A 26,001-nucleotide genomic window follows, 5' to 3' on the forward strand; every position below is an offset into this window, starting at 1 on the left:
CCTCAGGCCAACGCGCCGCTTCCCGGCACGAAGGCGTCGAACGCGGCCCAAAACAGGCCCCGCAGGTCGTCCCGCTCCATCAGAAGCTCATGCTTCGCGCCGCGCAGCTGAAGGTGGCCGCCGCCGCGAATGCGGGCCGCGAACCGCGCGCTCGCCCGCGGATCCACGATCCGATCAGCCCCGGCCGTCAGCACCAGCGTCGGCGTCCTGACGCTTTCCGGCACGCCGGGCAGCGCGGTAGCGGTCATCGCGCGGAAGGCGGCGTGCACCCAGCCGATGGTGGGCGAAGCGATCGCGAGCCGCGGCTCGCGCGTGATCAGGCTGACGGAGCGCGCGTAGCGCGTCGGGTCGGACGTCACCGGATTGGTCGCGAACGGCCGCAGCGCGAGAATTCGATCCGCCCCGCTCGGGATGTAGGAGCCGGAGAAGCCGAGCCGTCCGAGTCCCGTGGCGAGGCCGCGGGCGAAGAATTCGGCGCGGGCGAGCGGCAGGCCGATCATCGGCGCCGCCAGCACCATACGGTCGAACCACTGCGGCTGCCGGAGCGCGAGCGCGATCAGCACCGGCGCCGACATGGAGTGGCCGAGCGCGAAATAGGGCGGCGGGCAGTGCGGCATCACCGCCTGCCGCATGAAGGCCTCGGCGTCGACGCGGTAGTCGTCGAAATCGTCGACGTGGCCCTTGAGCGGATTGGACACCAGCCGCTGCGAGCCGCCCTGCCCCCGGAAATCGAAGGTCGCGACCGCGAAACCGCGCGCTAGCAGGTCGTCGGCCACCTCGGAGTATTTCTCGACGAACTCCGCCCGCCCCTGGAACACGCAGACCGTGCCGCGCGGCGTTCCCGCCGGTCGCCATGTCGCCGCGCGCAGCCGCAGCCCGTCGGCGGCCGTCACGATGCGAAGCGACGCGCCGGGCGTCATCGCCGCGTCGGGCGCCTCGACGAAATCCTCGCGCACGGGAAGCGGCTGGGGGCGGGACGGCATGCGGGCGGGGGCGTCAGCTCGGAACGGGAGGTCGTGCGCCCTGCCTATCAGACGGCGCGCGTCCGAACCACGTCGCGATGGCGAGCCCGGCGCCCCTTGCGGGCCGGATTTCGCGTTCCTAACTCAGTTTCGTCGCAGGCCAACCGGCTGCGGCGCTTGAGAAAAGGCCCGGCCAAACCGGCGGGCCGAACCATGTCGCTTGATCAAAGGATGTGACCCATGCGCCAGTTCGATCTTTCCCCGCTCTACCGCTCGACCGTCGGCTTCGACCGGCTGTTCTCGCTGCTCGACAACGTCGCCGGCGGCGCCGAGGCCACGCCCGGCTACCCGCCCTACAACATCGAGCGCACGGCCGAGAACGCCTATCGCATCACCGTCGCGGTCGCCGGCTTCGCCGAGCAGGACCTGACGATCGAGGTGAAGGAGAACGCGCTTTCGGTCCGCGGCGAAAAGCAGGCGGAGGAGCGTAAGGGCGAAGTGCTTCATCAGGGCATCGCCGCCCGCGCCTTCGAGCGCCGCTTCCAGCTCGCCGACCACGTCCAGGTGACGGGCGCGAGCCTCGAGAACGGCCTGCTCCATGTGGAGCTGGTGCGCGAGGTGCCGGAGGCCAAGAAGCCCCGCACGATCGCGATCAACGCCGGCCGGCCGAAGGCGATCGACGCCAAGGTCGCCGAAGCCGCGTAAGCGCGCCGACCCATCGACGTCACGCGGGCGCCCCGGGAGACCGGGGCGCTTTTTTACGCCACGGGCTCGCGATCGATCACGCCGAGAAACGCGTCGACATCCTCGTCCGGCGTCGCGAACGAGCAGATCAGGCGCGCGAGACGAGCGCCGTCGCGGCCCGAACGCTCCGGCGCGATCGATTCGCTCGACCAGGCGTAATAAGCCGCGCCCGCCGCGCGCAGGGCGTCGTCGACCGACGGCGGCAGCCAGACGAAAACCTCGTTGGCCTCGATCGGAAAGGCGAGCCGCAGGCCGCGGCTCTCCAGCCCCTTCGCCAGACGACCCGCCGTCGCGTTGGCCCGCGCCGCGAGGTCGAGCCACAGCCCGTTCTCCAGCAGCGCCTCCACCTGCGCCGCGATGAAACGGCCCTTCGACCACAGGTGGCCGCCGCGCTTGCGCCGCTCGGCGAGGTTCTTCACGAGATCGTCGGCGAACACGATCACGGCTTCGGCCGCCATCGCGCCGTTCTTCGTGAAGCCGAACGACAGGATCTCGACGCCGGACCGCCAGGTCAGCTCCGCCGGCGCGGCGCCGGTCGCGGCCGCTGCGTTCGCGAAGCGGGCGCCGTCCATATGAACCCGGAGCCCATGCGCCTTCGCCGCCTCCGCGATCGCCGCGATTTCCGCCGGCCGGTAGAGCGTGCCGGCTTCGGTCGCCTGGCTGATCGTCACGGAGGCGGGAGCGACATGGGTCGGCGGCGTCCAGAAATCGCGCGCGAGCAGCGCCTTCAGCCCGTCGGCGGTCATCCTGCCGTCGCGGCCCGGAACGCCGACGATCTTGGCGCCGGCGGTGAAGAACTCCGGCGCGCCGCACTCGTCGTGCATCACATGCGCCTCGGCGTGGCCGATCGCGGCGCCCCAGGGCGGCGTGATCTGCGCCAGCGCCAGCGCGTTCGCGGCGGTGCCGGTCGTCACGAGGAAGACGCCGACCTCGCGCTCGAACAGCTCGCTGAACATCGCCTCGACCCGACGCGTCGGTTCGTCGCGGCCATAGGGCGCGGACGCGCCCGCATTGGCGCGCGCGAGCGCCTGGAGCACTTGTTCCGCGGCCGGAGCAGCATTGTCGCTGGCGAGATACATGCGCTTTCGCCTCATGAACGGGCGACCGCTTTTAGGCGCGGAAGCGCGCAGCGTCGATGCGGAAGGGCGAAAGTCGGGCGCATACGCCGAAAGTTGCGGGTTTGGCCTGAGGGACGACATTTTGTTGCGGCGGGACGCTTCGCCACGGCAGAAAAACGCCGCGCGACCTCGCATCGGCGCTTGTCGCAACCCACCTTTTCTGACAATGTGCGCGGCGCAATAGGACAGCAAGGCTGTCCATTTGCGCATCGGCGTCGTTCCTTATTCACTCAAGAACGGTTCCAGGCGGGAGCGCGCGGCGCGTCCTGACCGGGCCGATCGCGTGTGGCGGGACCGCGCGCAGCATTCGATGCGGGACGACTGACACGCCGGCTTCGCGGCCGGCGGCATCTTGGGGTTGGCCATGACCGACGAGAGCAAGAGCGACATCCGCAACATCGCGCGCGAAAGCGACGCGACCGACGCCGCTCGCGCCGCCGCGACCAAAACCGTCGCGCTCGACCATGGGCTGCCGCAGGCGCACGGCCTCTACGACCCGCGTCACGAGAAGGATTCGTGCGGCGTCGGCTTCGTGGCCGACATGAGGGGCCGCAAGAGCCACGCCATCATCGAGCACGGGATCCGGATCCTCGAAAACCTCGAGCACCGCGGCGCCGTGGGCGCCGATCCGCGTGCCGGCGACGGCGCGGGCATGCTGGTGCAGATTCCGCACAAGTTCTTCGCGGCGGAGGCCGAGCGCCTCGGCTTCGCGCTGCCGGAGCCCGGGTTCTACGCCGTCGGCCACATCTTCGCGCCGCGCGATCCCGCCGCGGTCGCGAACGTCAAGGCGGTGTTCGAGCGCGTCATCGCCGAGGAGGGCCAGACCTTCCTCGGCTGGCGCGACGTGCCGACGGACAACTCCTCGCTCGGCGAAAGCGTCAAGCCGACCGAGCCGGTCCAGCTCCAGATCTTCATCGGCCGCTCGGCCCAGATCGACAACGAGGACGATTTCGAGCGCAAGCTGTTCATCCTGCGCAAGGTGGTCTCCAACGAGATCTACGGCGCGGATCCGCGCGCCTCGTCCTACTACCCCGTGTCGCTGTCCTGCCGGACCATCGTCTACAAGGGCATGTTCCTGGCGGATCAGCTCGCGGCCTATTACCCCGACCTGAAGGACGAGCGGTTCGAGAGCGCGCTCGCGCTCGTGCACCAGCGGTTCTCGACCAACACCTTCCCGGCCTGGTCGCTGGCGCACCCCTACCGCATGGTCGCGCACAACGGCGAGATCAACACCCTGCGCGGCAACGTCAACTGGATGGCGGCGCGGCAGGCTTCCGTCGACAGCGAGCTCTACGGCAACGACATCTCGAAGCTCTGGCCGATCTCGTATGAGGGCCAGTCCGACACCGCTTGCCTCGACAACGCCCTCGAGTTCCTCGTGGACGGCGGCTACGGCATGGCGCACGCGGTGATGATGCTCGTGCCCGAGGCCTGGGCCGGCAACCCGCTGATGGATGACGAGCGCCGCGCCTTCTACGAGTACCACGCCGCCGTCATGGAGCCGTGGGACGGCCCCGCCGCGATCGCCTTCACCGACGGCCGCCAGATCGGCGCGACTCTCGACCGCAACGGCCTGCGTCCGGCCCGCTGGTACCAGACCGACGACGATCTCGTCGTGATGGCCTCCGAGATGGGCGTGCTGCCGATGCCGGAGGAGAAGATCGTCCGCAAGTGGCGGCTGCAGCCCGGCCGCATGCTGCTGATCGACCTCGCCGAGGGCCGCATCGTCTCCGACGAGGAGATCAAGTCGAGCCTCGCCAAGGCCCGCCCCTACAAGGAGTGGCTGGCCAAGACGCAGCTCGTGCTCGAGGACCTGCCCGACGCCCCGCCGCCGCGCCCGCGGCCGGCGGTGAGCCTGCTCGACCGGCAGCAGGCCTTCGGTTACACGCAGGAGGACGTGAAGCTGCTGATGGCGCCGATGGCGACCACCGGCCAGGAGGCGGTCGGCTCCATGGGCACCGACACGCCGCTGTCGGCGCTCTCCACGCGCTCCAAGCTGCTCTACACCTACTTCAAGCAGAACTTCGCCCAGGTCACCAACCCGCCGATCGACCCGATCCGCGAGGAGCTGGTGATGAGCCTCGTGTCCTTCATCGGACCGCGGCCGAACCTGTTCGACCTCGACGGCTCGTCGAAGAAGAAGCGGCTCGAGGTGCGCCAGCCGATCCTCACCAACGAGGACCTGGAAAAGATCCGCGCGATCGACGACCTGGCCGAAAGCCAGTTCCAGTCGCGCACGCTGGACACGACCTACCCGGCCGAGAAGGGCGCCGGCGGCATGGGCGACGCGATCGAGCGGCTCTGCGAGCGCGCGACCGCGGCCGTCCACGGCGGCTTCAACATCGTCGTGTTGTCCGATCGGCTCGTCGGCCCGGGCCGCATCGCGATTCCCGCCGCGCTCGCCACCGCCGCCGTGCACCATCACCTGATCCGCAAGGGTCTCCGCACCTCGGTCGGCCTTGTGGTGGAGTCGGGCGAGCCGCGCGAGGTGCACCACTTCGCGGTGCTCGCGGGCTACGGCGCCGAGGCGATCAACCCCTATCTCGCCTTCGAGACGCTCGCCTCGATGCATCAGGCGCTGGACTTCCCCGAGCGCGTCGACGCCACGGAGGTGCGCACCCGCTACATCAAGTCGATCGGCAAGGGCTTGCTCAAGGTCATGTCCAAGATGGGCATCTCGACCTACCAGTCCTATTGCGGCGCGCAGATCTTCGACGCGATCGGCCTGTCCAAGGACTTCGTCGACAAGTTCTTCACCGGCACCGCGACGCCGGTCGGCGGGGTCGGCCTGGCGGAGATCGCCGAGGAGACGGTCCGCCGCCACACGCTCGCCTTCGCGGACGTCCCCGTCCTGCGCTCGGCGCTCGAGGTCGGCGGCGAGTACGCGTACCGCATCCGCGGCGAGGACCACGCCTGGACGCCGGAATCGGTCGCGGATCTGCAGCATGCGGTCCGCGCCCGGTCCTTCGCTAAGTACGAGGACTTCGCGCGCGACATGAACGAACAGGCGGAGCGCCTGCTGACGCTGCGCGGCCTGTTCCGCATCAAGTCCGCGAAGGAGCGCGGCCGCGAGGCCGTGCCGCTCGATCAGGTCGAGTCCGCGGCCGAGATCGTGAAGCGCTTCGTCACCGGCGCGATGTCGTTCGGGTCGATCAGCCGCGAGGCGCACGAGACGCTCGCCGTCGCCATGAACCGGATCGGCGGCAAGTCGAACACCGGCGAGGGCGGCGAGGAGCCGGAGCGATTCGTTCCGCTCGCCAACGGCGATTCCAAGCGCTCGGCGATCAAGCAGGTCGCCTCGGGCCGCTTCGGCGTGACGACCGAGTACCTCGTCAACGCCGACACGATCCAGATCAAGGTCGCGCAGGGCGCGAAGCCCGGCGAAGGCGGCCAGCTGCCCGGCCACAAGGTCGACGCGGCGATCGCCAAGGTCCGGCGCTCCACGCCGGGCGTCGGCCTGATCTCGCCGCCGCCACACCACGACATCTACTCGATCGAGGATCTGGCGCAGCTCATCTACGACCTGAAGAACGTCAACCCGGCGGCTGACGTGTCGGTGAAGCTCGTCTCCGAGGTCGGCGTCGGCACGGTGGCCGCGGGCGTCGCCAAGGCGCGCGCCGACCACATCACCATCTCCGGCTTCGAGGGCGGCACGGGCGCGTCCCCGCTCACCTCGCTGAAGCACGCCGGCGGCCCCTGGGAGACCGGTCTCGCCGAGACCCAGCAGACCCTGGTCATGAACCGCCTGCGCGGTCGCGTCCGCCTGCAGGTCGACGGCGGCCTGCGCACGGGCCGCGACGTGGTCGTCGGCGCGCTGCTTGGGGCGGACGAGTTCGGCTTCTCGACCGCGCCGCTGATCGCGGCCGGCTGCATCATGATGCGCAAGTGCCACCTCAACACCTGCCCCGTCGGCATCGCCACGCAGGATCCGGTGCTGCGCAAGCGCTTCAAGGGCACGCCGGAGAACGTGGTCGACTACCTGTTCTTCGTGGCCGAGGAAGTCCGCCAACTCCTCGCCGAGATGGGTGCGACCACGCTCGACGAGATCGTCGGCCGTTCCGACCTGCTCGACAAGCGCGAGGCCGTCGCCCACTGGAAGGCCAAGGGCCTCGACTTCTCGAAGCTGTTCGCGAAGCCCGTGGTCGGCGCGGACGTCGCGATCCGTCACGCCGAGCTTCAGGACCACCATCTTGAGGCGGTGCTCGACCGCGATCTGATCGAGGCCGCGAAGCCGGCGATCGAGACCGGCGCGCCGGTCGTGATCGAGCGCGCGATCAAGAGCCGCAACCGCTCCGCGGGCGCCATGCTCTCGGGCGCGGTGGCGAAGGCGCACGGCGCGGCCGGGCTGCCGGACGACACCATCACGGTGAAGCTGACCGGCACCGCCGGCCAGAGCTTCGGCGCTTTCCTCGCCGCCGGCGTCACCTTCGACCTGACGGGCGAGGCCAACGACTATGTCGGCAAGGGCCTTTCGGGCGGCCGCATCATCATCCGTCCGGCGGCGAACGCCGGCGTGGTGGCCGAGGAGTCGATCATCGTCGGCAACACGGTGCTCTACGGCGCGATCGAGGGCGAATGCTACTTCCGCGGCGTCGCGGGCGAGCGCTTCGCGGTCCGGAACTCCGGCGCGATCGCGGTCGTCGAAGGCGCCGGCGACCATGGCTGCGAGTACATGACCGGCGGCGTGGTGGTGGTGCTCGGCAAGACCGGCCGCAACTTCGCCGCGGGCATGTCGGGCGGCGTCGCCTATGTGCTCGACGAGGCGGGCGACTTCGCCGCGCGCTGCAACCTCTCGATGGTCGATCTCGAGCCGGTGCCCGAGGAGGAGGAGCTGCTCGAGGAGCTGCACCACCACGGCGGCGATCTGGAGTTCAAGGGCCGCATCCATGTCGATCCGGACATGACCCGGCACGACGAGGACCGCCTGAAGCATCTGATCTCCGCGCACCTCGCCCACACCGAGTCCACGCGGGCCAAGGCGATCCTCGACGACTGGGCGAGCTACCGGAACAAGTTCGTGAAGGTGATGCCCGTCGAGTACCGCCGGGCTCTCCGCGAGATGGAGAAGGCGCGCGCGCTGCAGGCGGCGGAGTGAGGAGCGGGCCTCCGGCTCGCGCAGGACATCGTCGTTCCGGACGGCCCCAGGGGTCGCTCCGGGACCGTCATCAAGGTAGAGCTTAACGCCGTGGACGATCGGCCCTGCGCTTCCGGCGCAGGGTCGGACGCCACCTGCAGGCGGGCTTGCGACAAGGACCTCCGGACGGAGGAGACCATACGATGGGCAAGGTCACAGGTTTTCTCGAGATCGACCGGCAGGAGGCGCGGTATCAGCCGGCGTCCGACCGCATCCGGCATTATCGCGAGTTCACGCTGCCGCTGTCAGACGCGGAGGTCGCCGGCCAGGCGGCGCGCTGCATGGATTGCGGCATTCCGTTCTGTCACGGGCCCCAGGGCTGCCCGGTCAACAACCAGATCCCGGACTGGAACGACCTCGTCTACGCCGACGATTGGGAGGAGGCGTCCCGCAACCTCCACTCCACCAACAATTTCCCGGAGTTCACCGGCCGCATCTGCCCCGCGCCCTGCGAAGAGGCGTGCACGCTGAACCTCGAGAACGTTCCGGTCGCGATCAAAACCGTCGAGCAGGCCATCGCCGACAAGGCCTGGGCCAATGGCTGGATCGTGCCCGAGCCCGCGGCCGCGAAGTCCGGCAGCCGGGTCGCGGTCGTGGGCTCCGGTCCGGCCGGGCTCGCCGCCGCCCAGCAGCTCGCTCGCGCGGGACATGAGGTCCATGTCTACGAGCGCGAGCCGCGCGCCGGCGGCCTGCTCCGCTACGGCATCCCGGACTTCAAAATGGAGAAGCGCCACATCGACCGGCGCGTCGAGCAGATGGAGGCCGAGGGCGTCACGTTCCACTACGGCGTGAACGTCGGCGTGACCCTGCCCGTCTCGGAGCTGACCGACGGCTACGACGCGGTCCTGTTCGCCGGCGGCGCCGAGAAGCCGCGCGATCCGCAGCTGCCGGGCCAGGACCTGCAGGGCGTGCACTACGCAATGCCGTTCCTCGTGCAGCAGAACCGCCGGGTCGGGTTCGAGAACGCGATCCCCGAGGCGAGGGTCGAGGCGACCGCGAAGCATGTCGTCGTCATCGGCGGCGGCGACACCGCCTCGGACTGCGTCGGCACCTCGTTCCGGCAGGGCGCCATCGTGGTGACGCAGCTCGACATCCGTCCGACGCCGCCGAAGGTCGAGGACAAGCTGCTGACCTGGCCCTACTGGCCGACCAAGTTCCGCACCTCCTCGAGCCAGGCCGAGGGCGCGGAGCGGGAGTTCGCCGCGGTAACGCTCGGAATTGAGGGCAAGAACGGCAAGGTCGTGGGCGTGCGTTGCGCCCGCGCCGACGCCAAGCGCCAGCCGATCCCTGGCAGCGAGTTCCTGATCAAGGCCGACCTCGTCTTCATCGCACTCGGGTTCTCCGGGCCGCGGATCGACGGGCTCGTCGAGCAGTCCGGCGTCGCGCTTGACAAGCGCGGCAACGTGCTTGCGGACGAGAGCAGCTACGTCACGTCGAACCCGAAGGTCTTCGCGGCGGGAGACATGCGCCGCGGCCAGTCGCTGGTGGTGTGGGCCATCCGCGAAGGCCGTCAGGCCGCGGCTGCGATCGACACCTTCCTGACCGGCTCGACCAAGCTGCCGCGCTGACGCCCTAAGCGGCCATCCGGGCCGCGCCGATCACGGACGAGGCGCGGCGTCGGGTTTTGCCGACGCGTCGCCGTCGGGACCCGCCGCGGCGGGCCAACGGTGGTCGTCGAGCCGTCCCGGCGTCGGCGACGGCGCTTCGCCTCGGACCAGCAGCGTTTCGGCGGCGGCCGGCGATCCCGACCCGAGCAAGGCGCCGCCCTGTGTCGTCCGCGGCGCGGTCAGCACCATCAGCGGACCGGCGAGTGGCTTCGGCTTGGCCGCGAGCGGAGGGGCGTTCGGCTCGGGGGCGTCTGTCGTCGTGCCTGCGACCGCATCGGCGGGAACTGCGGGCTTCGGCGTGTAGACCTTGCGGATCTCCTGCTCGACGTAGTGCGCGAGCTTGCGGGCGCCGGCCTTCGAGAAGTGCACCCCGTCGTCCAGCCGCAGCTTCGCGGTCTGGCCGTCGAGCTGCGGCCCGACCGCGGCGTAATCGCCGGCTTCGTCGACGAAGCCCTCCCAGACGTCCACGTATGTGCCGCCCGCGGCCTCCACGCGCTCGCGCGCTAGCGCGTTGAGCGCCGTGTGGTCGGAGCTCGCCCGGACGCTTTCGCTCGGCGCGAGCCCGACCCAGTAGATCGGTATCTTGCGTTCCTTGAACGGCGCCAGCAGAGCGTCGATGCGCTGCGCGTAACGCTCCTTCCACCGCGGCGACAGCGGCGCCGCGTCGCGCATGTCAAGGAAAGGCTGGCGATCATTTACGCCGACATCGAACACGGCGTAGGTCGCCGGTCCCTCGTCGAGCGTCTGACGCGCCGCGGCGACGAAGTCGTAGTAATCGCCGCGAACGAGCCCGGCGTTTGGCTTCGTCACGCGCTTCACGGCGACGTCGGGCGCGTCAACGAAGGCTTCCGTCAAACCGCCAGCCAGCCCGTCCGCGATGCTGTCGCCGATCACAACCACGAAGGTCGACGGAGGGGCCGCCGGCGGCGCGGCGGCGACCTCGGGCGGCGTGACGGCTGGAAGGAGCGCCGCCGCGGGCGTCGCTTCCGGCGGCCGGCGACGGATGCGTTTCGGCTTCGGGCGGACCTCGACCGCTCCCGGGTCCGTGCGCGCGCTCCAGCGCTCGTCAGCCTCGGGCCGCGATCCCCCGAACAAGCGTTGCAGGAACGGAACGCCGAAGCCGCCGCGCCGGCTCTGTTCGCGCTGCGCGGCCTCATAGGCCGCGCGTCGTTCGGCCTCGCGACGCAACACCGCGCTGTCGCGCCGAATGGCGCGCAGCCGCTGCTGAACGTAACGCTCGTCCTCGTCGTAGTAGCGGCGTTCGACCCGCGGCGGATCGTAGTAGCGGCGCTGGTAGACGCCATCCTGGGCGGATGCGCCAGAAGACGCCGCCAGAGAGGCGAACGGCGCGATCAATGCCAGCAGGAGCCAACGGACAAGCCGTGTCATGGTCGGCAGATTAGCACGGGGGCGCGGCGAGGGCCACGCCCCGCTCAGCGCGCCGTCCGCAGCCGCCTCAGCAATGAGACGCCGGCGTAGCCGTCAGGCGCGAGGCCCTGCGCCTGCTGGTACGACATGATCGCCTCGCGCGTCGCCGGACCGATCTTGCCGTCGGGCTCCCCGACGGCGAAGCCGCGGCGGGCGAGCAGCGCCTGCAGCTCGAACCGCTCCTGCTCCTCGAGCGGCTTGTCGTGATTGGGCCAGGGGGTGCGGATGGGGCCGCCGCCACGGATACGGTCGGCGAGGTGGCCGACCGCGAGCGCGTAGCTGTCGGCGTTGTTGTAGCGCTTGATGACGCGGAAGTTGCCGGTGAGCATGAAGGTCGGGCCATTCGGCCCCACCGGGGCGAAGCGCTTCGACGCCGCCGCCGGCAGCGCGCCGCCGTCGACGCGGCGGGAGCCACCGGGCGCGACCTCGTAGCCCCAGCTGTAGCCGCTATGCCAGCCGTGCTTCTTCAGGTAGTTCGCGGTCGAGGCGAGCGCGTCGGGGATCGAGGTCCAGATGTCGCGCTTGCCGTCGCCATTGTAGTCGGCGGCGTAGGCCTTGAAGCTCGTCGGCATGAATTGGGTGTGGCCCATGGCGCCGGCCCAGGAGCCGATCATGTTCTCGGGCGAGACATGGCCCTGCTGCAGGATCTGCAGCGCAGCGATCAGCTCCTTGCGGAAGAATTCGGGCCGGCGCGTCTGGCAGCAGGCGAGCGTCGCCAGCGCCTCGATCACGTTGTGATTGCCCATGGAGGCGCCGTAGTTGGTCTCCATGCCCCAGACCGACAGGATCACGTAGCGGTCGACGCCGGTCGAGCGCTCCAGCCGGGCGAGCGTGTCCTTCCACTGCTCGTAGTTCTGCCGACCGGCCGCGACGCGGGTGTCGGACACGCGGGTGTCGACGTACTGCGCCATGGTGGTGCGGAATTCCGGCTGGTACTGCGACTTGGCGATCGCCTCCTGGTCGACCTTCAGGCCGCGGAAGGCGCGATCGAAGGTCGCTGGGCTGACGCCCGCGGCGGCCGCCTGCGGCTTCAGGCGGGCCACGAAGGCGTCGAAACGGGCGTCCAGCGGGCTGGCGGCGGCCGGCGCGCTCCACGCTCCAAGAGCTGCGAACGCCGCCGCGGCGGCTCGGACGATGATGCGGTGACGCGCGGACATCTCGCGTTCTCCTCGCGCGCCGCCGTGGAACGACGGCGGCGGATCGGGTTCAGATTGCGTTCACCAAACTTACGCCTGAGAGTTTGCATTCGGTTAACCGCGTTGGTCACCCCCGCGTGAGCCCGGCGGCGGGATACGTGGAAACCTGACCTTTACCTCAGCGCCAGACATGCCAATTTACGCGCCGACCGCGGCCATTGTTCGGCGGCGGCCGCGCGACCAGAAGCCGGAGACCTTATGCCCCGCCCGATTCGTAAAGCCGTGTTCCCCGTCGCCGGCCTCGGCACCCGCTTTCTGCCGGCGACCAAGGCCGTTCCGAAGGAGATGCTGACCGTCGTCGACAAGCCGGTGATCCAGCATGTGGTGGACGAAGCGCGCGAAGCCGGGATCGAGCATTTCATCTTCGTGACCGGCCGCAACAAGGCCGTGATCGAGGATCACTTCGACAAGCAGTACGAGCTCGACGACACGCTGCAGCGCCGCGGCAAGACCGAGGCGATCGAGATCCTGCGCAAGCAGCTTCCGGCCGCCGGCCAGACCAGCTTCACCCGCCAGCAGGAGCCGCTCGGGCTCGGGCACGCGGTGTGGTGCGCCCGCGACATCGTCGGCGACGAGCCCTTCGCCCTGATCCTGCCCGACATGCTGCACCAGGCGAAGCGCGGCTGCCTCGCCGAGATGATCCAGGTCTACGACGAGGCGGGCGGCGGCAACGTCGTCGCGGTCTACGAGGTGCCCGACGACCAGACCCACCAGTACGGCATCGTCGGCCGCGGCGAGGCGGTCGGCAAAGGCTTCAAGATGACCTCGATGGTCGAGAAGCCTGCCAAGGGCACCGCCCAGTCCAACCTCGCGATCTCCGGCCGCTACATCCTGCAGCCCGAGATCTTCGACCTGCTGTCGAAGCAGAAGCCGGGCGCGGGCGGCGAGATCCAGCTCACCGACTCCATGCTGACGCTCGCCGAACGGCAGCCGTTCTCCGGCTACGCCTTCCCCGGCGACGTCTACGACACCGGCTCCAAGCTCGGCTTCCTGAGCGCGAACGTCGCCTATGCGCTCGCGAGCGAGGAGCTCGGCGCCGCATTCCGCAAGGAGCTGGAGGCACTGCTCAAGGGCTGAGGCGCGGTCGCCTCAGGGCGTGAGGTTCATCGGCAGCGAGCCGGGCGACGCCGTCAGCGAGATGGTCACGCGCCTGTTGGCGGCGATCTGCGGCGCGTCGGCGAACATCGGCTCGCTCGCCGCCCTGCCCTCGACGCCGGTGAAGCGAGCGTCCGGAACGCCGGACGCCGCGATCAGCTCGCGGACTGCGCTCGCGCGGTCCGCGGACAGCTTCCACGGATCGGTGTTCTGGCCCTCCGCCATGCCGGACGCGGTGTGGCCCGCGATCGAGATCGGATAAGCGAGCGCGCGGAAGGTCGGCCCCATCGCCATGACGGCTTCGGCGATGCGCCGGGACGGCATGGCCGAGCCCGGCGCGAACATCGAGCGTCCGTCCTGGTCGACGATCGAGATCGCGACGCCCTCGGACGAGCTCTCGATCATGATCTGATTCGAGACCTCGGCGATCTCCGGCATCGAGCGCAGCGCCTGACGCAGGCTCGCCGCGGCCTGGGCGAAGCCGCGGGCGGCGGCCTCCGTGTCGGCGCGGTTCTTGGACAGCGGCCCCGCAAGGTTCGCCGCTTCGCCCGGCGTGCGGGCGGAGTTGTTGAGCAGCTCGGTGCGAGCCGGCGTTCCACCGATGTCGACGATGCCGGCCGCCATGATGTCGCGCTGGGTGCCGAAAGCCTCGCGCATCGAGCCGGCCACGATCTGCATCTTCTTCTTGTCCTGCGTCGAGAAGGCGACGAGCACGACGAAGAAGGCCATCAGCAGGCCCATCAGGTCGGCGAAGGTGACGAACCAGCCATGGCCGCCGCCGTGATCGGCGTGCTTTTTCTTCGCCATCTCAGGCGGCCGCCTCGACAAGCTCGGCCCGATGCTTCTCGGGCAGGTAGGCGAGCAGCATCTCCTTCACGACCGCGGGGCTCTTGCCCTGGCGCAGGCTCAGCACGCCGTCGATGACGAGGGTCTGGTTCAGCTCCTCATGGCCGAACTTGATCGTGATCTTGTCGGCGATCGGCAGGAAGAAGAAGTTCGCCACCGCCGCGCCGTAGAGCGTCGCGAGCAGCGCGATGGCCATGAAGGTGCCGAGCTTCGACGGGTCCGACATCTCGGCGAACATCTGCACCATGCCGATCAGCGTCCCGATCATGCCGAAGGCCGGGGCGCAGTCGCCGATGCCGCGGAACACCTTCGCCGCCATCTCGAGGCGGTGCAGGTTCAGGTCGCGCTCGCGCTCCAGCGTCTCGCGGATGAAGGCCTCGTCGAAGCCGTCGGCCACGTAGCGCACGCCCTGCGCCAGGAACTTGTCGTGCGGCGTCGCCTTGTCGAGGCCGACCGGGCCGGACTTGCGCACGATCGCCGCCATTTCGGCGATCTCGGCGATCAGGTCGCGCGGGTTGGAGTGCTTGCCGCCGAAACCGAAGCAGGTCTTGAAGGCGGTCGGAAACGAGGACAGGAAGGCCCCCATCTCGAACCGGATCAGGGTGGCGGTGACGGCGCCGCCGAAGATGACGATCGCGGCGTGGGACGACCAGTAACGCTCGACGCCGCCGCCGTCGTAGATCAGGAAGCCCAGCACGCCGACGCCGCCGACGAAGCCGATAATCGACGCGATATCCATGGTCGCCCCTTGAGCGCCGCGACGGAATCCTTCCGCGGCTTCGGGGGCGGATGGTGAAGATTTCCGGTTAAGGGGCGGTGAAGGCGCGGGTTAACTCGAGCGCAACCGCCTCCGGCGTCACGCGATCCCGAGCTTCAGCAGGTCGTGGATGTGGACCAGCCCGACCGGCTTGCCGCGATCGACCACGAACAGCGCGGTGATCGCGCGGCCCTGGAGCGAGCTCAGCGCGTCGGCCGCGAGGTCGTTCGGGCGCACCACCTTCGGCGAGCGGGTCATGACCTGGTCGACCGCCATGCCGGTGAGATCGGGGCCCATGTGGCGGCGGAGGTCGCCGTCGGTCACGATGCCGACGAGCCCGCCGTCCCGGTCGACGACGCCGACGCAGCCGAAGCTCTTGGCCGTCATCACGAGCAGCGCCTCGGACATCCGCGCGCCCTCCGCGATCAGCGGGACGGCGTCGCCGGAATGCATGACGTCGCGCACGAAGGACAGCACCGCGCCCAGCTTGCCGCCGGGGTGGAAGCGCTTGAAGTCGGTCGGCGTGAAGCGGCGGCTCTCCAGCAGAGCGACCGCGAGCGCGTCGCCGAGCGCGACCTGCATGGTGGTCGAGGTCGTCGGCGCGAGCCCGTGCGGGCAAGCCTCGGCCGACCGCGGCAGCGCCATGACCACGTCCGCCGCCTGGCCGAGCGCGCTGTCCTCACGGGAGGTGATCGCGATCAGCGGCACGCGGAAGCGCCGGGCGTAGTGCAGCATGTCGCGCAGTTCGGTGGTCTCGCCGGACCAGGACAGCGCGAGGATGACGTCGTCCGAGGTGATCATGCCGAGGTCGCCGTGGCTCGCCTCGCCGGGATGGACGAAGAAGGCCGGCGTGCCGGTGGAGGCCAGTGTTGCGGCGATCTTGCGCCCGACATGGCCGCTCTTGCCCATGCCGGTGACGATGACGCGCCCGCGGGCGGCCGCGATCACTTCGACCGCGCGCGCGAACGGCGCCCCGAGCTCTCCGCCGAGCGCCTCCGCGAGCTGCGCCATGCCCGCAGCCTCAAGCTCAACCGTGCGCACGGCGGAGGCGATCGCCTCGTCCGGCATGGTCGCGCGCGGCGGCGGGGGAGCGACGTCACGCCCCTGCTGGGGCGTCGCGAACGGCGGGACTGGGGAAGGAGTGTTCATGCGGACCACGGATCAAAAACGCGCTGGCGAGAAACGAGCCAATCGGGCGCAAGCTCTACCACCATGCCGCGAAGCGCGCCAACGCCCGCTCCGGGAGGCGGCCTCCCCGGGGGCGGCAAGCCTTTCTTAACCATGCCCGTTTCAAAGTCGTTAACCATCCGGCTCGGGCGTCGCCCCCGCCGGTCGAACGACCGTGGTGACAAGGACGGCATGCCCACGCGCCGCGCGCTTTCCACAGCCGCCCTGGCCCTCGCCGCACTCTGCGCGGCCGTCGGCGCGCGCGCGCAGGAAAGCGGCGATCTCGGTCTCCGCGGCGGCGCGACGACGGCCGGGGCTGGGGCCGCCGACGCCGGCGCCGCCGACGAACCGCTGCGCCGCCTGGACGACCGCGCCCTCGCCGGCGGCGACTATGGAACCGCCGACGCGCCGCTCGCGGGCGGCGGCTATGGCGGCGAGGCCCAGCCCGACCGCCGCGCGACCGAACCGCCCGCCTCCACGATCGACGTCGGAAACCCCTTCGCCCGCCGCCCGGCGCTCAGCACGGGCGCGAACGCGCTCCGGCCGCGGCGCAGCATCCCGGCGGACGACCCCTACGCCCCCAGAGGCGTGCGCGCGGGGACCTTCACGCTGCGCCCGACGCTCGAAAGCGCCGTCGGCTACGATTCGAACCCGGATCGCGACCCGGTCGGCGGCAAGAGCTCCAAGTTCTACCGTCTGCGGGGCGACATCGAGGCGACGTCGGACTGGTCGCGCCACGAGCTCAGGGCGCAGGCCACCGGCCAGATCCGCCGCTATGTCGACCTGGACGCGCCCGGCTACGAGCCCGAGGTCAACGCCACCGCGGACGGCCGGATCGACGTCACCGAACGCACCCAGATCGTGACGCAGCTGCGGGCCTCGATCACCACCTCGCGGCCGGGCGACCCGGACACGCCGACCGACATCGACGGCGACGAGATCTCGCGCTCCTACGGCGCGACGCTCGGGGTCGCGCAGCGCTTCAACCGCCTGAGCCTGCGGCTCGACGGCCTCGCCGACCGCTACCTCTACGACGACTCCAAGCTGCTCGACGGCTCGACGCTCGACAACTCCGACCGCGTCTACAACGCCTACCAGCTCCGCCTCCGAGCAGCCTACGAGGTCTCCCCCGCGCTCGCGCCGTTTGCGGAGATCGCCGTCGACACCCGCGACTACGACCGGCGCTTCGGCGACGACATCGTCGGCGACGGCGCGGACGCCTCCCGTCGGCGGCTCGGCTCCGACGGCTGGGCGCTAAGGGGCGGCGCGCGCTTCGAGGCGACGCGGCTCGTCACGGGCGAGCTTGCGGTCGGCTACGGCCGCCAGACGCCGAAGGACGACCGGCTGAAGCCGGTCGACGGCCTGCTGTTCGACGGCAGCGTCGCCTGGGCGCCGACCGCGCTGACCACGGTGCGCCTCAACGCCCGCAGCTCGATCGACGAGACCGTCACGGAAGGCTCCGGCGGCATTCTCCGCCGCAGCGTGGGCGTCGCGGTCGAGCACGCGCTCCGCCGCAACCTGCTCCTGACCGGACGGGTGGATTACGAGACTGCGGACTACAAGGGCGCCGACCGGACCGACGACACGCTGGTGCTGGGACTCGAGGCGGAGTACCGCCTGAACCGCACGCTGGCGCTGATCAGCAGCTTCCAGCACGAGCGCCGCTACAGCAACCTGCCCGGCGAGGACTACGACGCCTCGATCATCGAGTTCGGCCTCAGGGTCCGGCAGTAGGCCGATCGCTCAGGCGTAGTCCGAGATCAGCCGTCCGGAGGCGAGGCCCTGCGCCGCCGCCCGTTCGGCGTAGAGCCGCGAGACCGGAGAGCCTTGCGCCCGCGCCAGCATTTCGGCGGCGTCCCGGGCCTGGCGGAGCGCGACCGACGCCTCCGCGGGCGTCACCGGCGCCGCGCCCTTTACGGCGGCGACCAGCGTCGACAGCTCGCCTGCGGCCGGATCGGCGCTCACGACCGAAAATACGGAGGCCTGCCGCGCCACGAACGTGCGGGCGTCGTCGCCCGAACGGCCCGGCTCGCGGGCGGCCTGCGAAGAAGTGGACACCGTCATGCGCGCTCCCGCGACAGCGGCGTCGTCCGCCCAGGCGGAGACGCTCCGGCCGATGGTTCAGCCGGAGGTCCGAAGAAAGCGCTTCAGATTTCGTTAGGATTTAAGAGACCGCGGGTCTCACCAGTCGAACGAATAGGCCGCGCCGAGGCCGAAGGTGAAGTTGTCCTTCGAGTCCAGCCGCTTCACGATCGGGCTGTCCTTGGCGTCGCCGGTCAGGCGGTTGTAGGCGCCGAAGGCGGTCGTGCTCCAGTTCGGCGTCCAGTCGTAGGTCACGGCGCCCGCGACGCCGACCGACTTCACGCCGCCGTCCGCCTTGTAGGCGTCGAGCCGGCCGTTGCGCGCCGACTCGCGGGCGCTGACGCCGTAGTACTCGTTCATGAAATCGCTGTCGCCGAGCGCGAGGCGCGGACCGAACGACACCGTGAACTGGTCGAACTTCTCGATCCAGTCGGCCGCGATGTCGCCGACGAAGCCATCATGGCCGCCGATGCCGTGGCGCACTTCGGCGCGGATGCGGGTCTTGGTGGTGGGGTAGAACTCGACGAACAGGCCCGGCTCGACCGCCCAGTCGATGTTGGAGAGGCCGCGGATCTTGCGCTCGTCGCTGCTGTCGCGCTCGCTACGCAGGCGGGCGACCGGACCCATCTGGAACAGGTCGGTGTCGATGACCGCGAAGCCGAAGCCGTCGTCAGGCGCGCCGAACTTCCACGGCTGGCCGGGGCGGCGGATGCTCAGGCCGGGATAGCCGGATATCGCGTAGTCCTTGGCGCCCTCGAACTCTGGCTGGATGACGCCGGTCGCCTTGATGGTCACGCGCCAGTCGGCCTGGCCGATGCCCTCCGCCGGCGCCACCACGGTCGTCCCGTAGTCGGCAGGCGCGTCGGCGGCGAAAGCCGGGGCCGCAGCGGCCGCGACGACGGCGGCGAGCAGGGCGACGGTACGATGGCTCATCGGGGGAAACGCTCCGAGGGAGACCCGTCCCGGACAGGACCGGGAAACGCAGGCGATGGTGCTGTGATAACGCCTCCATTGTCGCTTGAGCACCCCCGGGAGACAAACTAATCGCCAGCGTGGCGGAACCGCCGCACTGCGGCGCCAGCGCGCACCCCGCCGCCGCAGCGCGGCGGCTTGCCCGACGGAGGCTTCCGCTCCTAGGGTCGCTCATGCCGTCAGACGCCTGCCCAGCCCCCGTCGCGTGCGCCGTCCCCGCATGAAGCGGCGGACGCTCGTGACCGGCGGCTGCGGCTTCATCGGCTCCGCGCTGACGCGGCGGCTCGTCGCGAACGGCCGCGACGTTCTGAACCTCGACGCCCTGACCTACGCGGCCAGCCCTGAAGCGGTCGCTGTCTGCGAAACGTCCGGCCGCTACGCCTTCCGCCACGCCGACATCTGCGACGCCGACACGGTCTCCGAGGCGCTCGCCGCGTTCCGGCCGGACGGGATCGTGCACTGCGCCGCCGAGACCCATGTGGACCGGTCAATCGACGCGCCGGAGGCGTTCCTGCGGACCAACGCGCTCGGGACGGAGCGGCTGCTGAGCGCGACGCTGGCGTATTGGCGCCGTCTGCCGCCCGAGGAACGGGAGAACTTCCGTTTCGTGCAGGTGTCGACCGACGAGGTGTTCGGCGCGCTCGGCCCCGACGATCCGCCGTTCACGGCCGCCAGCCCCTACGCGCCGCGCTCGCCCTACGCGGCGTCGAAGGCCGCCGGCGACCACGTCGCGGAGGCCCTCCGCGCCACCTTCGGCCTGCCGACACTGATCGTTCATGGCTGCAACGCCTACGGGCCCTGGCAGGCGCCGGAGAAGCTCGCGCCGCTGACCATCGCGCGGCTGAGGGCGGGCGAACCGCCGGAGCTCTATGGCGACGGCCGCCAGCGGCGCGACTGGCTGTTCGTCGACGACGTCGCCGAGGCGCTGGAACGCGCGCTCGACCGCGGCGCGCCCGGCGACCGGTTCCTGATCGCGGGCGGCGCGGAGCGCGAGAACCGCGAGATGGTCGGGCTGATCTGCGATCTCGTCGACGCGCGGCTCGGCCCCCTGCCCGGCGGCGCGGCGCGGCGGACGCTGATCCGGCAGGTGGCGGACCGGCCGGGCCATGACTTCCGCTACGCCCTCGACGACGACGCAACCCGCGCGGCGCTCGGCTGGGCGCCGCGCGTGGGCTTCGGGGAAGGCCTCGCCGCGACGGTCGACTGGTGCCTCGAGAACGCCGGATGGCTCGACGCCGCGAGCCTGCGGCTCGGCCGCGGCCGGCGCGGGCTCGGCGGCGTCTGAACGGCGTGGCCGGGGCCCTGCCGAACGTCGCGATTGCGACGACGCTCCAGCGTGTCATCCTCCCGGCAAAAGACTGAAAGAACCGGGAGGACGTTCATGGACCGGCTGACGCCGCGACAACAGGAGATCGTCGCGCTGGCGCGCAGCACGGGGCGCGTGGTGGTCGAGGACCTCGCGGCGCGCTTCGACGTCACGCCGCAGACGATCCGCAAGGACCTCAACGAGCTCTGCGACCGCCGGCTGCTCGCCCGCACCCATGGCGGGGCGACCGTCGCCGGCGGGCTCGACGACGTCGATTACGAGGCCCGCCGCTTCCTGGCGCAGGACGCCAAGCGCGCGATCGGACGGGCGACCGCCAGGCTGACCCCGCAGGGGGCCTCGCTGTTCCTCAACGTCGGCACCACCACCGAGGAGGTGGCGCGGGCGCTCGCCGACCACGACGGGCTTACCGTGGTCACCAACAGCCTCAACGTGGCGTCGCTGCTCCACCGTCATCCGGGCATCGACGTGGTGGTGGCCGGCGGGTCGGTGCGGCGCGCCGACGCCGGCATCGTCGGCGAGCCGGCGGTCGATCTCGTCAGCCGCTTCAAGGTGGACGTCGCCGTGCTGGGCGTCTCGGCGATCGATCCGGAGGGCGCGCTGCTTGACCACGACTACCGCGAGGCGCTGGTGAGCCAGGCCATGATCGCGAACGCGCGCGAGGTGTTCCTCGTGGCCGACAGGCTCAAGCTGCAGCGCACCGCGCCGGTGCGCATCGGCCACCTGTCCCAGATCGACGTGTTCGTCACGGACCGCGTCGACGATCCGGCCTTCGCGGCGCTCTGCGGCGCGCATGACGTCCGCGTGGTCGAGACGGACGCGCGGATCGCGCCGCCGGCTCAGGCGTCGGCGGGATCGGCGGCGCGCGCCTCGGCCGCGGACGCGTAGGCGCGACGTCGATAGAGCAGACCCTCGCGCTCCGTCTCCGGCGCGATGACCCCGTCGAGCTCGACCATCAGCACCACATGGCTGCCGACCTCGTGGGTCGCGGTGACCCGGCCCTCGAAGCTCGCGATCGCGTCGACGAGCACCGGCGCGCCGGTGACCCGCCGCTCCCAGCGGCCGACCTCGAAGCGGTCGTCCGGGCGTCCGCCGGAGGAGCGGGCGAAGGCGCGCGCGACCGGCTCGTGGTCCTCACGGAGCGTGCTGACGGCGACGATGCCGTTGGCGAGGGCCTTGGCCGCGATCGCGCTGGTCCGGTTCAGGCAGACGAGCAGCGTGGGCGGGGCGTCCGTCACGCTCGTCACCGCCGTCGCGGTCGCGCCGTGCCGGCCGCCCGGCCCGTCGGTCGTCACCACATGCACCGCCATCGGCACGCGCGACATCGCCTCGCGGAACCGCGCCGCGCTCTTGTCCTTAGCCGTCAAACCCGATGCTCCGTCGGGGGCGTCGCCCGCGCGCGGCCCGATCGGCCGCCATCCCGCTCATATAGCGACCCGCGGCCGCCGCGTCAGCCGGGGCGTTGCCGGCGCTGCCCGCGCCGCCGTACTCTCCGCCCCCGCAGGCCGCCATCGCCCGAGGAGCCACGACGCCGATGCAGACCTTCTATGTCCAGATCAAATGCGAGCTCGGCCGCACCTACGAGACCGCCGAGCATCTGGCCGACCTGGAGCTGCATTCCGAGATCTACTCGACCGCCGGCGACTACGACCTGATCGTCAAGTACCACGTCGAGGACGGGGTCGACGTCGGCCATTTCGTGGGCCGCAACGTGCAAACCGCGCCGGGCGTGCGCGACACCCACACGCTGATCACCTTCAAGGCGTTCTGACGCTCTCCCCGCGTCGCGGGCCCGCCGCGGCGGGCCGCTCCCGCGAGCGCTTCGCAGTCGCGAACATACCGGTTGAAGACTCGGCCCGCCGCGTCTAAGCGCAGCGCTCGCGCGACGAAGGACCGGGGGGAGCGGGGCATGGACCAGACGCAGCGCATCGCGCTCGGCAGCGTCGTCGTGGGCCTGCTCGTGCTCGGGCTCAAATCGGCCGCCTATCTGCTCACCGGCTCCGTCGCGCTCTATTCGGACGCGGCCGAGAGCGTGGTGAACGTGGCGGCCGCCTGCGCCGCCTTCGTCGCGGTCCGGGTCGCCGCGGCCCCGCCCGACCGCGAGCACCCCTACGGACACCACAAGGCGGAATACATCTCCGCCGTGGTGGAGGGCGCGCTGATCATCATCGCCGCCTTCGCGATCTTCAACGAGGCCTGGTCGGCGTTCCGGTCGCCGCGGCCGGTCGACCTGACGCCGCTCGGCGTCGGCGCGAACGTGCTGGCGAGCATGATCAACGCGGCGTGGTGCTGGGTCCTGTTCAGCCGCGGCCGGGCGCTCCGGTCCCCCGCGCTGGTCGCCGACGGCAGGCACCTGCTGTCCGACGTGGTGTCCTCCGCGGGCGTCCTGGTCGGCATCGGCGCCGCCGTCGCCTTCGGCCAGGCCTGGCTCGACCCCGCCATCGCCTGCCTGGTGGCGCTGAACGTGCTGTGGTCCGGCGCGCAACTGGTGCGGAGCTCTGTCGGCGGGCTGATGGACGAGGCCGCGGACGATCGGCAGATCGCGCGCATCCGGACGACGATCTCGGAGACCGCCGAGGGCGCGCTGGAAGCCCACGACCTCCGCACCCGGCTGGCGGGACGGCTGACCTTCGTGGATTTCCACCTCGTCGTGCCGGGCGACATGCGGGTTTCCGCCGCCCACGACATCTGCGACCGCATCGAGCGCGCGCTCCACGCCATGGACAGCGACATGATCGTCACGATCCATGTGGAGCCGGACGACAAGGCCAAGCACGCCGGCATCGTGGTGTTGTGAAGCGACCGTTCGGACCGGACGCGCGATCTTAACCTGTCATTCGCCATGTCGGCGGAACATCCGCGCCGTGAACGCATCGTCCGCCCTCCTCGCCGTCATCGCCGCCGCAGCGCCGCTCGGCGCGCGCGCCGACGACGCGCCCTGCCGGCTCGCCGCGCCGCCGGAGGCGGTGACGGCCGCGCGCGCCCTGGACGGCGAGACGCTCGCGCTCGCGGACGGGCGCGAGGTGCGGCTCGCCGGCGTGCTGGCGCCGCGGCTCCCGCTCGACCGCGACGGCGGCTGGCCGGCGGGCGACGAGGCCCGGCGGGCGCTCGGGGCGGAGGCGGCTGGCCGGACCCTGGTTCTTCGCGCGGCGGACCGGCCGGACCGGCACGGCCGCCTCGTCGGCTATCTCGCCGCTCCCGACGCCCCGGACCACGCCGGCCTGTCCGCGCGGCTTGCGCGCGCGGGGGCGGTCCGCGTCGCGGCCGACCGCGCCGGGCGTGACTGCGGCGCCACGCTCGCCGCGGCGGAGTCCGTCGCGCGCCGCCAGCGCCTTGGTTTGTGGGCCTATCCATACTACGAGGTTCGCGACGCGTCGGACGCTGGAGCCTTCGCCGACTCGGCGGGCCGTTTCGAACTCGCCGAAGGGCGGGTGGCGAGCGTGAGGTCGGCCGGCGGCCGGACCTATGTGAACTTCGGCGCGCGATGGCGCGACGCGCTGGCGCTCACCATATCCGGGAGCGCGCTCGCGCGGCTTGGCGGACTGGCCGCGCTGCGGATCGAGCCGGGCGCGCGGCTCAGGGTGCGGGGCGTCGTGGAGCGGCGGCTCGGGCCGACGATTTCGATCACGGAGGCGGCGCAGGTCGAGCGCCTTGCGGGCGTGGTCGGCAGATGATGGGAGCGTGGTCGGGCATGCGGTGTTTCGGACGAGGCGCACTTGCGATCGTCTGCCTCGCCGCGCTCGCGGGCTGCGGCAGCTTGCAGGCCGAAAAGCCGGCGCCGCAGCCGATCGTCCCGCCGTCCGCGCCCAAGGTCGTGGGCCCTCCGACGGCGGTCAGCCAGGAGCAGGCCCGCATCGCCGCGGCCTATGGCGGCGTCTATGACAAGCCCGAGCTCACCGCGCTGCTGAACAGCGTGGCCGACCGGCTGGCCTCGACCTCCGACCGGCCGGACCTGCGCTACAAGGTGACCCTGCTGAATTCGCCGCTCGTGAACGCGTTCGCGCTGCCGAACGGCAGCCTCTACGTTACCCGCGGCCTGCTCGCGATCGCGAACGACACCTCCGAAGTGGCCGCGGTGCTCGCGCACGAGATGGCGCACGTGACCGCGCGCCACGCCTTCCAGCGCGCCGACGAGGAGCGCAAGGCCGTGCTCGTCAGCCGGGTGGTGTCGGACGTGCTGGAGGACCGCGAGGCCGGCGCGGTGGCGCTCGCCAAGAGCAAGCTGTCGCTCGCGAGCTTCTCGCGTTCGCAGGAGCTCGAGGCCGACCGCATCGGCGTGCAGAACATCGCCCGCGCCGGCTTCGACCCCTACGGCGCGTCGCGCTTCCTGCTGTCGATGGGCCGCCAGACCGAGCTGCGCAGCGCCGCGCTCGGCCAGAAGCCGGCGCAGCCCGGCCTCGACTTCCTGTCGACCCATCCGTCGACGCCCGAACGCGTGCAGCTCGCGGTGTCGGCCGCGCGCCAGATCGGCGCGCCCGGCCTCGGCGAGCGCGACCGCGACCGCTACCTCGCCGCGCTCGACGGACTGGTCTACGGCGACGATCCCTCCCAGGGCTACGCGCGCGGTCGTCGCTTCCTGCACCCGCGCCTCGGGTTCACCTTCATGGCGCCCGAGGGCTTCATCTTCGAGAACGGCTCAGAGGCGCTGCTGGGCGTCGCCCCGGACGGCCGCGCGCTCCGCCTCGACGCCGCCCGCCTCGGCTCGGGCCAGAGCCTCGACGGCTACATCCAGGAGGGCTGGATCGAGGGCACCGAGCCTGGCCCGGTGGAGCGGCTCGACGTAAACGGCATGGAGGCGGTGACCATCGTCGCCAAGGGCAGCGAATGGACCTTCCGCTTCGTGGCGGTGAAGTTCGGCGCCGACGTCTACCGCCTGATCTTCGCCGCGCGCGAGCTGACGCCCGAGATCGACGCCGGTTTCCGCGCCTCGCTGTCCTCGTTCCGCCGGCTGTCGCAGGCCGAGATCGAGAGCGCGCGGCCGCTCCGCATCGAGACCGAGACCGTGCGTCCGGGCGAGACCGACGCCACCTTCGCCGCTCGCATGGCGCTGCCGGACCGCGCGATCGAGCGCTTCGCGGTGCTGAACGGCTTCGCGCCGGGCGAGCCGCTGCGGGCCGGCGCCAAGGTCAAGGTCGTCCGGGAGTAACCACCGGCGCGGACCTCACGGCCGGCCCGGCTCCTCCGGCGCGCGGGCGTCGATCGCGAGCGCGTGGACGGGGCCTGCGAGCTCCTCAGCCAGCAGCGCGTTCACGCGGCGGTGGCGGTCGATCCGGCCGACGCCGGAGAACGCCTGAGACACCACCCGCACGCGGAAATGGGTCTCGCCCTCGGGCCGCGCGCCGGCGTGCCCCGCATGGAGGTGGCTTTCGTCGATCACCTCGAGCCGGACGGGCGCGAAGGCCTGCGTCAGCTTGGCCTCGATGCGCGCGCGGACCGTCATGGCGCTTCCTCCCTCACGTCGCGAAGCAGCGCGGATCAGGACTGCGGCCGGCTCCCCGCGTCAAGCCCGCATCACGCCTCAGCGGGTTTGCGGTCCGCGTTCTTGTTCCCTCCCGTCGCCCCACCCATA

22 protein-coding genes are annotated in these 26,001 nt (G+C 71.1%); 11 read left to right on the top strand and 11 right to left on the bottom strand.

Features of this window, described 5'->3' with window-relative positions:
* Positions 1 to 2: 2 nt before the first annotated feature.
* Positions 3 to 983 carry an alpha/beta fold hydrolase gene (locus PKE78_RS05465; protein WP_271199814.1) on the bottom strand — a complete coding sequence of 327 codons (981 nt, stop codon included), beginning with the start codon at positions 981 to 983 and terminating at the stop codon, positions 3 to 5.
* Between the two features lie 219 nt (positions 984 to 1,202).
* On the opposite strand from PKE78_RS05465, the gene PKE78_RS05470 reads away from it, so the two are divergent.
* Complete coding sequence (locus tag PKE78_RS05470) at positions 1,203 to 1,667, top strand: Hsp20 family protein (RefSeq protein WP_271199815.1); 465 nt, start codon at positions 1,203 to 1,205, stop codon at positions 1,665 to 1,667.
* A 53-nt stretch (positions 1,668 to 1,720) separates the two neighbouring features.
* On the opposite strand, the gene PKE78_RS05475 is transcribed toward PKE78_RS05470, so the two are convergent.
* On the bottom strand, positions 1,721 to 2,785 hold the full coding sequence (locus PKE78_RS05475; RefSeq protein WP_271199816.1) for a threonine aldolase family protein: 1,065 nt from the start codon (positions 2,783 to 2,785) through the stop codon (positions 1,721 to 1,723).
* Between the two features lie 397 nt (positions 2,786 to 3,182).
* On the opposite strand from PKE78_RS05475, the gene gltB reads away from it, so the two are divergent.
* The gene (gene gltB / locus PKE78_RS05480; RefSeq protein ID WP_428981226.1) at positions 3,183 to 7,919 is read left to right on the top strand and encodes a glutamate synthase large subunit; all 4,737 of its coding nucleotides are present in this window, start codon (positions 3,183 to 3,185) and stop codon (positions 7,917 to 7,919) included.
* Positions 7,920 to 8,101: 182 nt separating this feature from the next.
* Entirely contained in the window at positions 8,102 to 9,526 is a 1,425-nt protein-coding gene (locus PKE78_RS05485; protein WP_271199818.1) for a glutamate synthase subunit beta, read from the top strand.
* A 30-nt stretch (positions 9,527 to 9,556) separates the two neighbouring features.
* On the opposite strand, the gene PKE78_RS05490 is transcribed toward PKE78_RS05485, so the two are convergent.
* Positions 9,557 to 10,954: a DUF459 domain-containing protein gene (locus tag PKE78_RS05490; protein WP_271199819.1), complete on the bottom strand. Its 1,398-nt coding sequence runs from the start codon at positions 10,952 to 10,954 to the stop codon at positions 9,557 to 9,559.
* A gap of 44 nt (positions 10,955 to 10,998) precedes the next feature.
* A complete protein-coding gene (locus tag PKE78_RS05495) occupies positions 10,999 to 12,150 on the bottom strand; it encodes a lytic murein transglycosylase (RefSeq protein ID WP_271199820.1) in 1,152 nt (383 codons plus the stop codon).
* A 237-nt stretch (positions 12,151 to 12,387) separates the two neighbouring features.
* Between PKE78_RS05495 and galU the strand changes: the two genes are divergently transcribed.
* The gene (gene galU / locus PKE78_RS05500) at positions 12,388 to 13,266 is read left to right on the top strand and encodes a UTP--glucose-1-phosphate uridylyltransferase GalU (protein WP_271199821.1); all 879 of its coding nucleotides are present in this window, start codon (positions 12,388 to 12,390) and stop codon (positions 13,264 to 13,266) included.
* Between the two features lie 12 nt (positions 13,267 to 13,278).
* Here the strand turns inward: galU and PKE78_RS05505 are convergent, their stop codons facing one another.
* The 3 genes from PKE78_RS05505 to PKE78_RS05515 form a co-directional block, all read right to left on the bottom strand.
* On the bottom strand, positions 13,279 to 14,091 hold the full coding sequence (locus PKE78_RS05505; protein ID WP_271199822.1) for an OmpA/MotB family protein: 813 nt from the start codon (positions 14,089 to 14,091) through the stop codon (positions 13,279 to 13,281).
* 1 nt (position 14,092) lies between these two features.
* Entirely contained in the window at positions 14,093 to 14,869 is a 777-nt protein-coding gene (locus PKE78_RS05510; RefSeq protein ID WP_271199823.1) for a motility protein A, read from the bottom strand.
* Positions 14,870 to 14,986: 117 nt separating this feature from the next.
* A complete protein-coding gene (locus PKE78_RS05515) occupies positions 14,987 to 16,036 on the bottom strand; it encodes a KpsF/GutQ family sugar-phosphate isomerase (RefSeq protein ID WP_428981227.1) in 1,050 nt (349 codons plus the stop codon).
* Between the two features lie 210 nt (positions 16,037 to 16,246).
* Here PKE78_RS05515 and PKE78_RS05520 point away from each other — a divergent pair, with 210 nt between their 5' ends.
* On the top strand, positions 16,247 to 17,788 hold the full coding sequence (locus PKE78_RS05520) for an outer membrane beta-barrel protein (protein ID WP_271199824.1): 1,542 nt from the start codon (positions 16,247 to 16,249) through the stop codon (positions 17,786 to 17,788).
* A 9-nt stretch (positions 17,789 to 17,797) separates the two neighbouring features.
* Here PKE78_RS05520 and PKE78_RS05525 read toward each other — a convergent pair whose 3' ends face one another.
* Together PKE78_RS05525 and PKE78_RS05530 are read right to left on the bottom strand one after the other, a co-directional pair.
* Entirely contained in the window at positions 17,798 to 18,118 is a 321-nt protein-coding gene (locus PKE78_RS05525; protein WP_271199825.1) for a hypothetical protein, read from the bottom strand.
* A 117-nt stretch (positions 18,119 to 18,235) separates the two neighbouring features.
* Positions 18,236 to 19,069 (bottom strand): MipA/OmpV family protein, encoded by an 834-nt coding sequence (locus PKE78_RS05530; protein ID WP_271199826.1) that lies wholly within the window; start codon positions 19,067 to 19,069, stop codon positions 18,236 to 18,238.
* Positions 19,070 to 19,328: 259 nt separating this feature from the next.
* On the opposite strand from PKE78_RS05530, the gene PKE78_RS05535 reads away from it, so the two are divergent.
* Together PKE78_RS05535 and PKE78_RS05540 are read left to right on the top strand one after the other, a co-directional pair.
* Positions 19,329 to 20,393 carry a dTDP-glucose 4,6-dehydratase gene (locus tag PKE78_RS05535; protein ID WP_271199827.1) on the top strand — a complete coding sequence of 355 codons (1,065 nt, stop codon included), beginning with the start codon at positions 19,329 to 19,331 and terminating at the stop codon, positions 20,391 to 20,393.
* Positions 20,394 to 20,489: 96 nt separating this feature from the next.
* Complete coding sequence (locus tag PKE78_RS05540) at positions 20,490 to 21,320, top strand: DeoR/GlpR family DNA-binding transcription regulator (RefSeq protein WP_271199828.1); 831 nt, start codon at positions 20,490 to 20,492, stop codon at positions 21,318 to 21,320.
* Here the strand turns inward: PKE78_RS05540 and PKE78_RS05545 are convergent.
* Positions 21,272 to 21,799 carry a flavin reductase gene (locus PKE78_RS05545; RefSeq protein ID WP_271199829.1) on the bottom strand — a complete coding sequence of 176 codons (528 nt, stop codon included), beginning with the start codon at positions 21,797 to 21,799 and terminating at the stop codon, positions 21,272 to 21,274. The genes PKE78_RS05540 and PKE78_RS05545 overlap by 49 nt on opposite strands.
* 167 nt (positions 21,800 to 21,966) lie before the next feature.
* Between PKE78_RS05545 and PKE78_RS05550 the strand changes: the two genes are divergently transcribed.
* The 4 genes from PKE78_RS05550 (at position 21,967) to PKE78_RS05565 (ending at position 25,578) form a co-directional block, all read left to right on the top strand.
* Complete coding sequence (locus tag PKE78_RS05550; RefSeq protein ID WP_271199830.1) at positions 21,967 to 22,203, top strand: Lrp/AsnC ligand binding domain-containing protein; 237 nt, start codon at positions 21,967 to 21,969, stop codon at positions 22,201 to 22,203.
* 138 nt (positions 22,204 to 22,341) lie between these two features.
* Entirely contained in the window at positions 22,342 to 23,229 is an 888-nt protein-coding gene (locus tag PKE78_RS05555; protein ID WP_271199831.1) for a cation diffusion facilitator family transporter, read from the top strand.
* A gap of 67 nt (positions 23,230 to 23,296) precedes the next feature.
* Positions 23,297 to 24,106, top strand: coding sequence for a thermonuclease family protein (locus PKE78_RS05560; protein ID WP_271199832.1), 810 nt, complete (start codon positions 23,297 to 23,299; stop codon positions 24,104 to 24,106).
* A gap of 17 nt (positions 24,107 to 24,123) precedes the next feature.
* The gene (locus PKE78_RS05565; RefSeq protein ID WP_271199833.1) at positions 24,124 to 25,578 is read left to right on the top strand and encodes a M48 family metalloprotease; all 1,455 of its coding nucleotides are present in this window, start codon (positions 24,124 to 24,126) and stop codon (positions 25,576 to 25,578) included.
* Between the two features lie 15 nt (positions 25,579 to 25,593).
* Here the strand turns inward: PKE78_RS05565 and PKE78_RS05570 are convergent, their stop codons facing one another.
* Entirely contained in the window at positions 25,594 to 25,872 is a 279-nt protein-coding gene (locus tag PKE78_RS05570; protein ID WP_271199834.1) for a BolA family protein, read from the bottom strand.
* Between the last annotated feature and the right edge of the window lie 129 nt (positions 25,873 to 26,001).

It is taken from the genome of Methylopila turkensis (assembly GCF_027922325.1).
GTDB classification, from domain to species: Bacteria; Pseudomonadota; Alphaproteobacteria; order Rhizobiales; family Methylopilaceae; genus Methylopila; species Methylopila turkensis.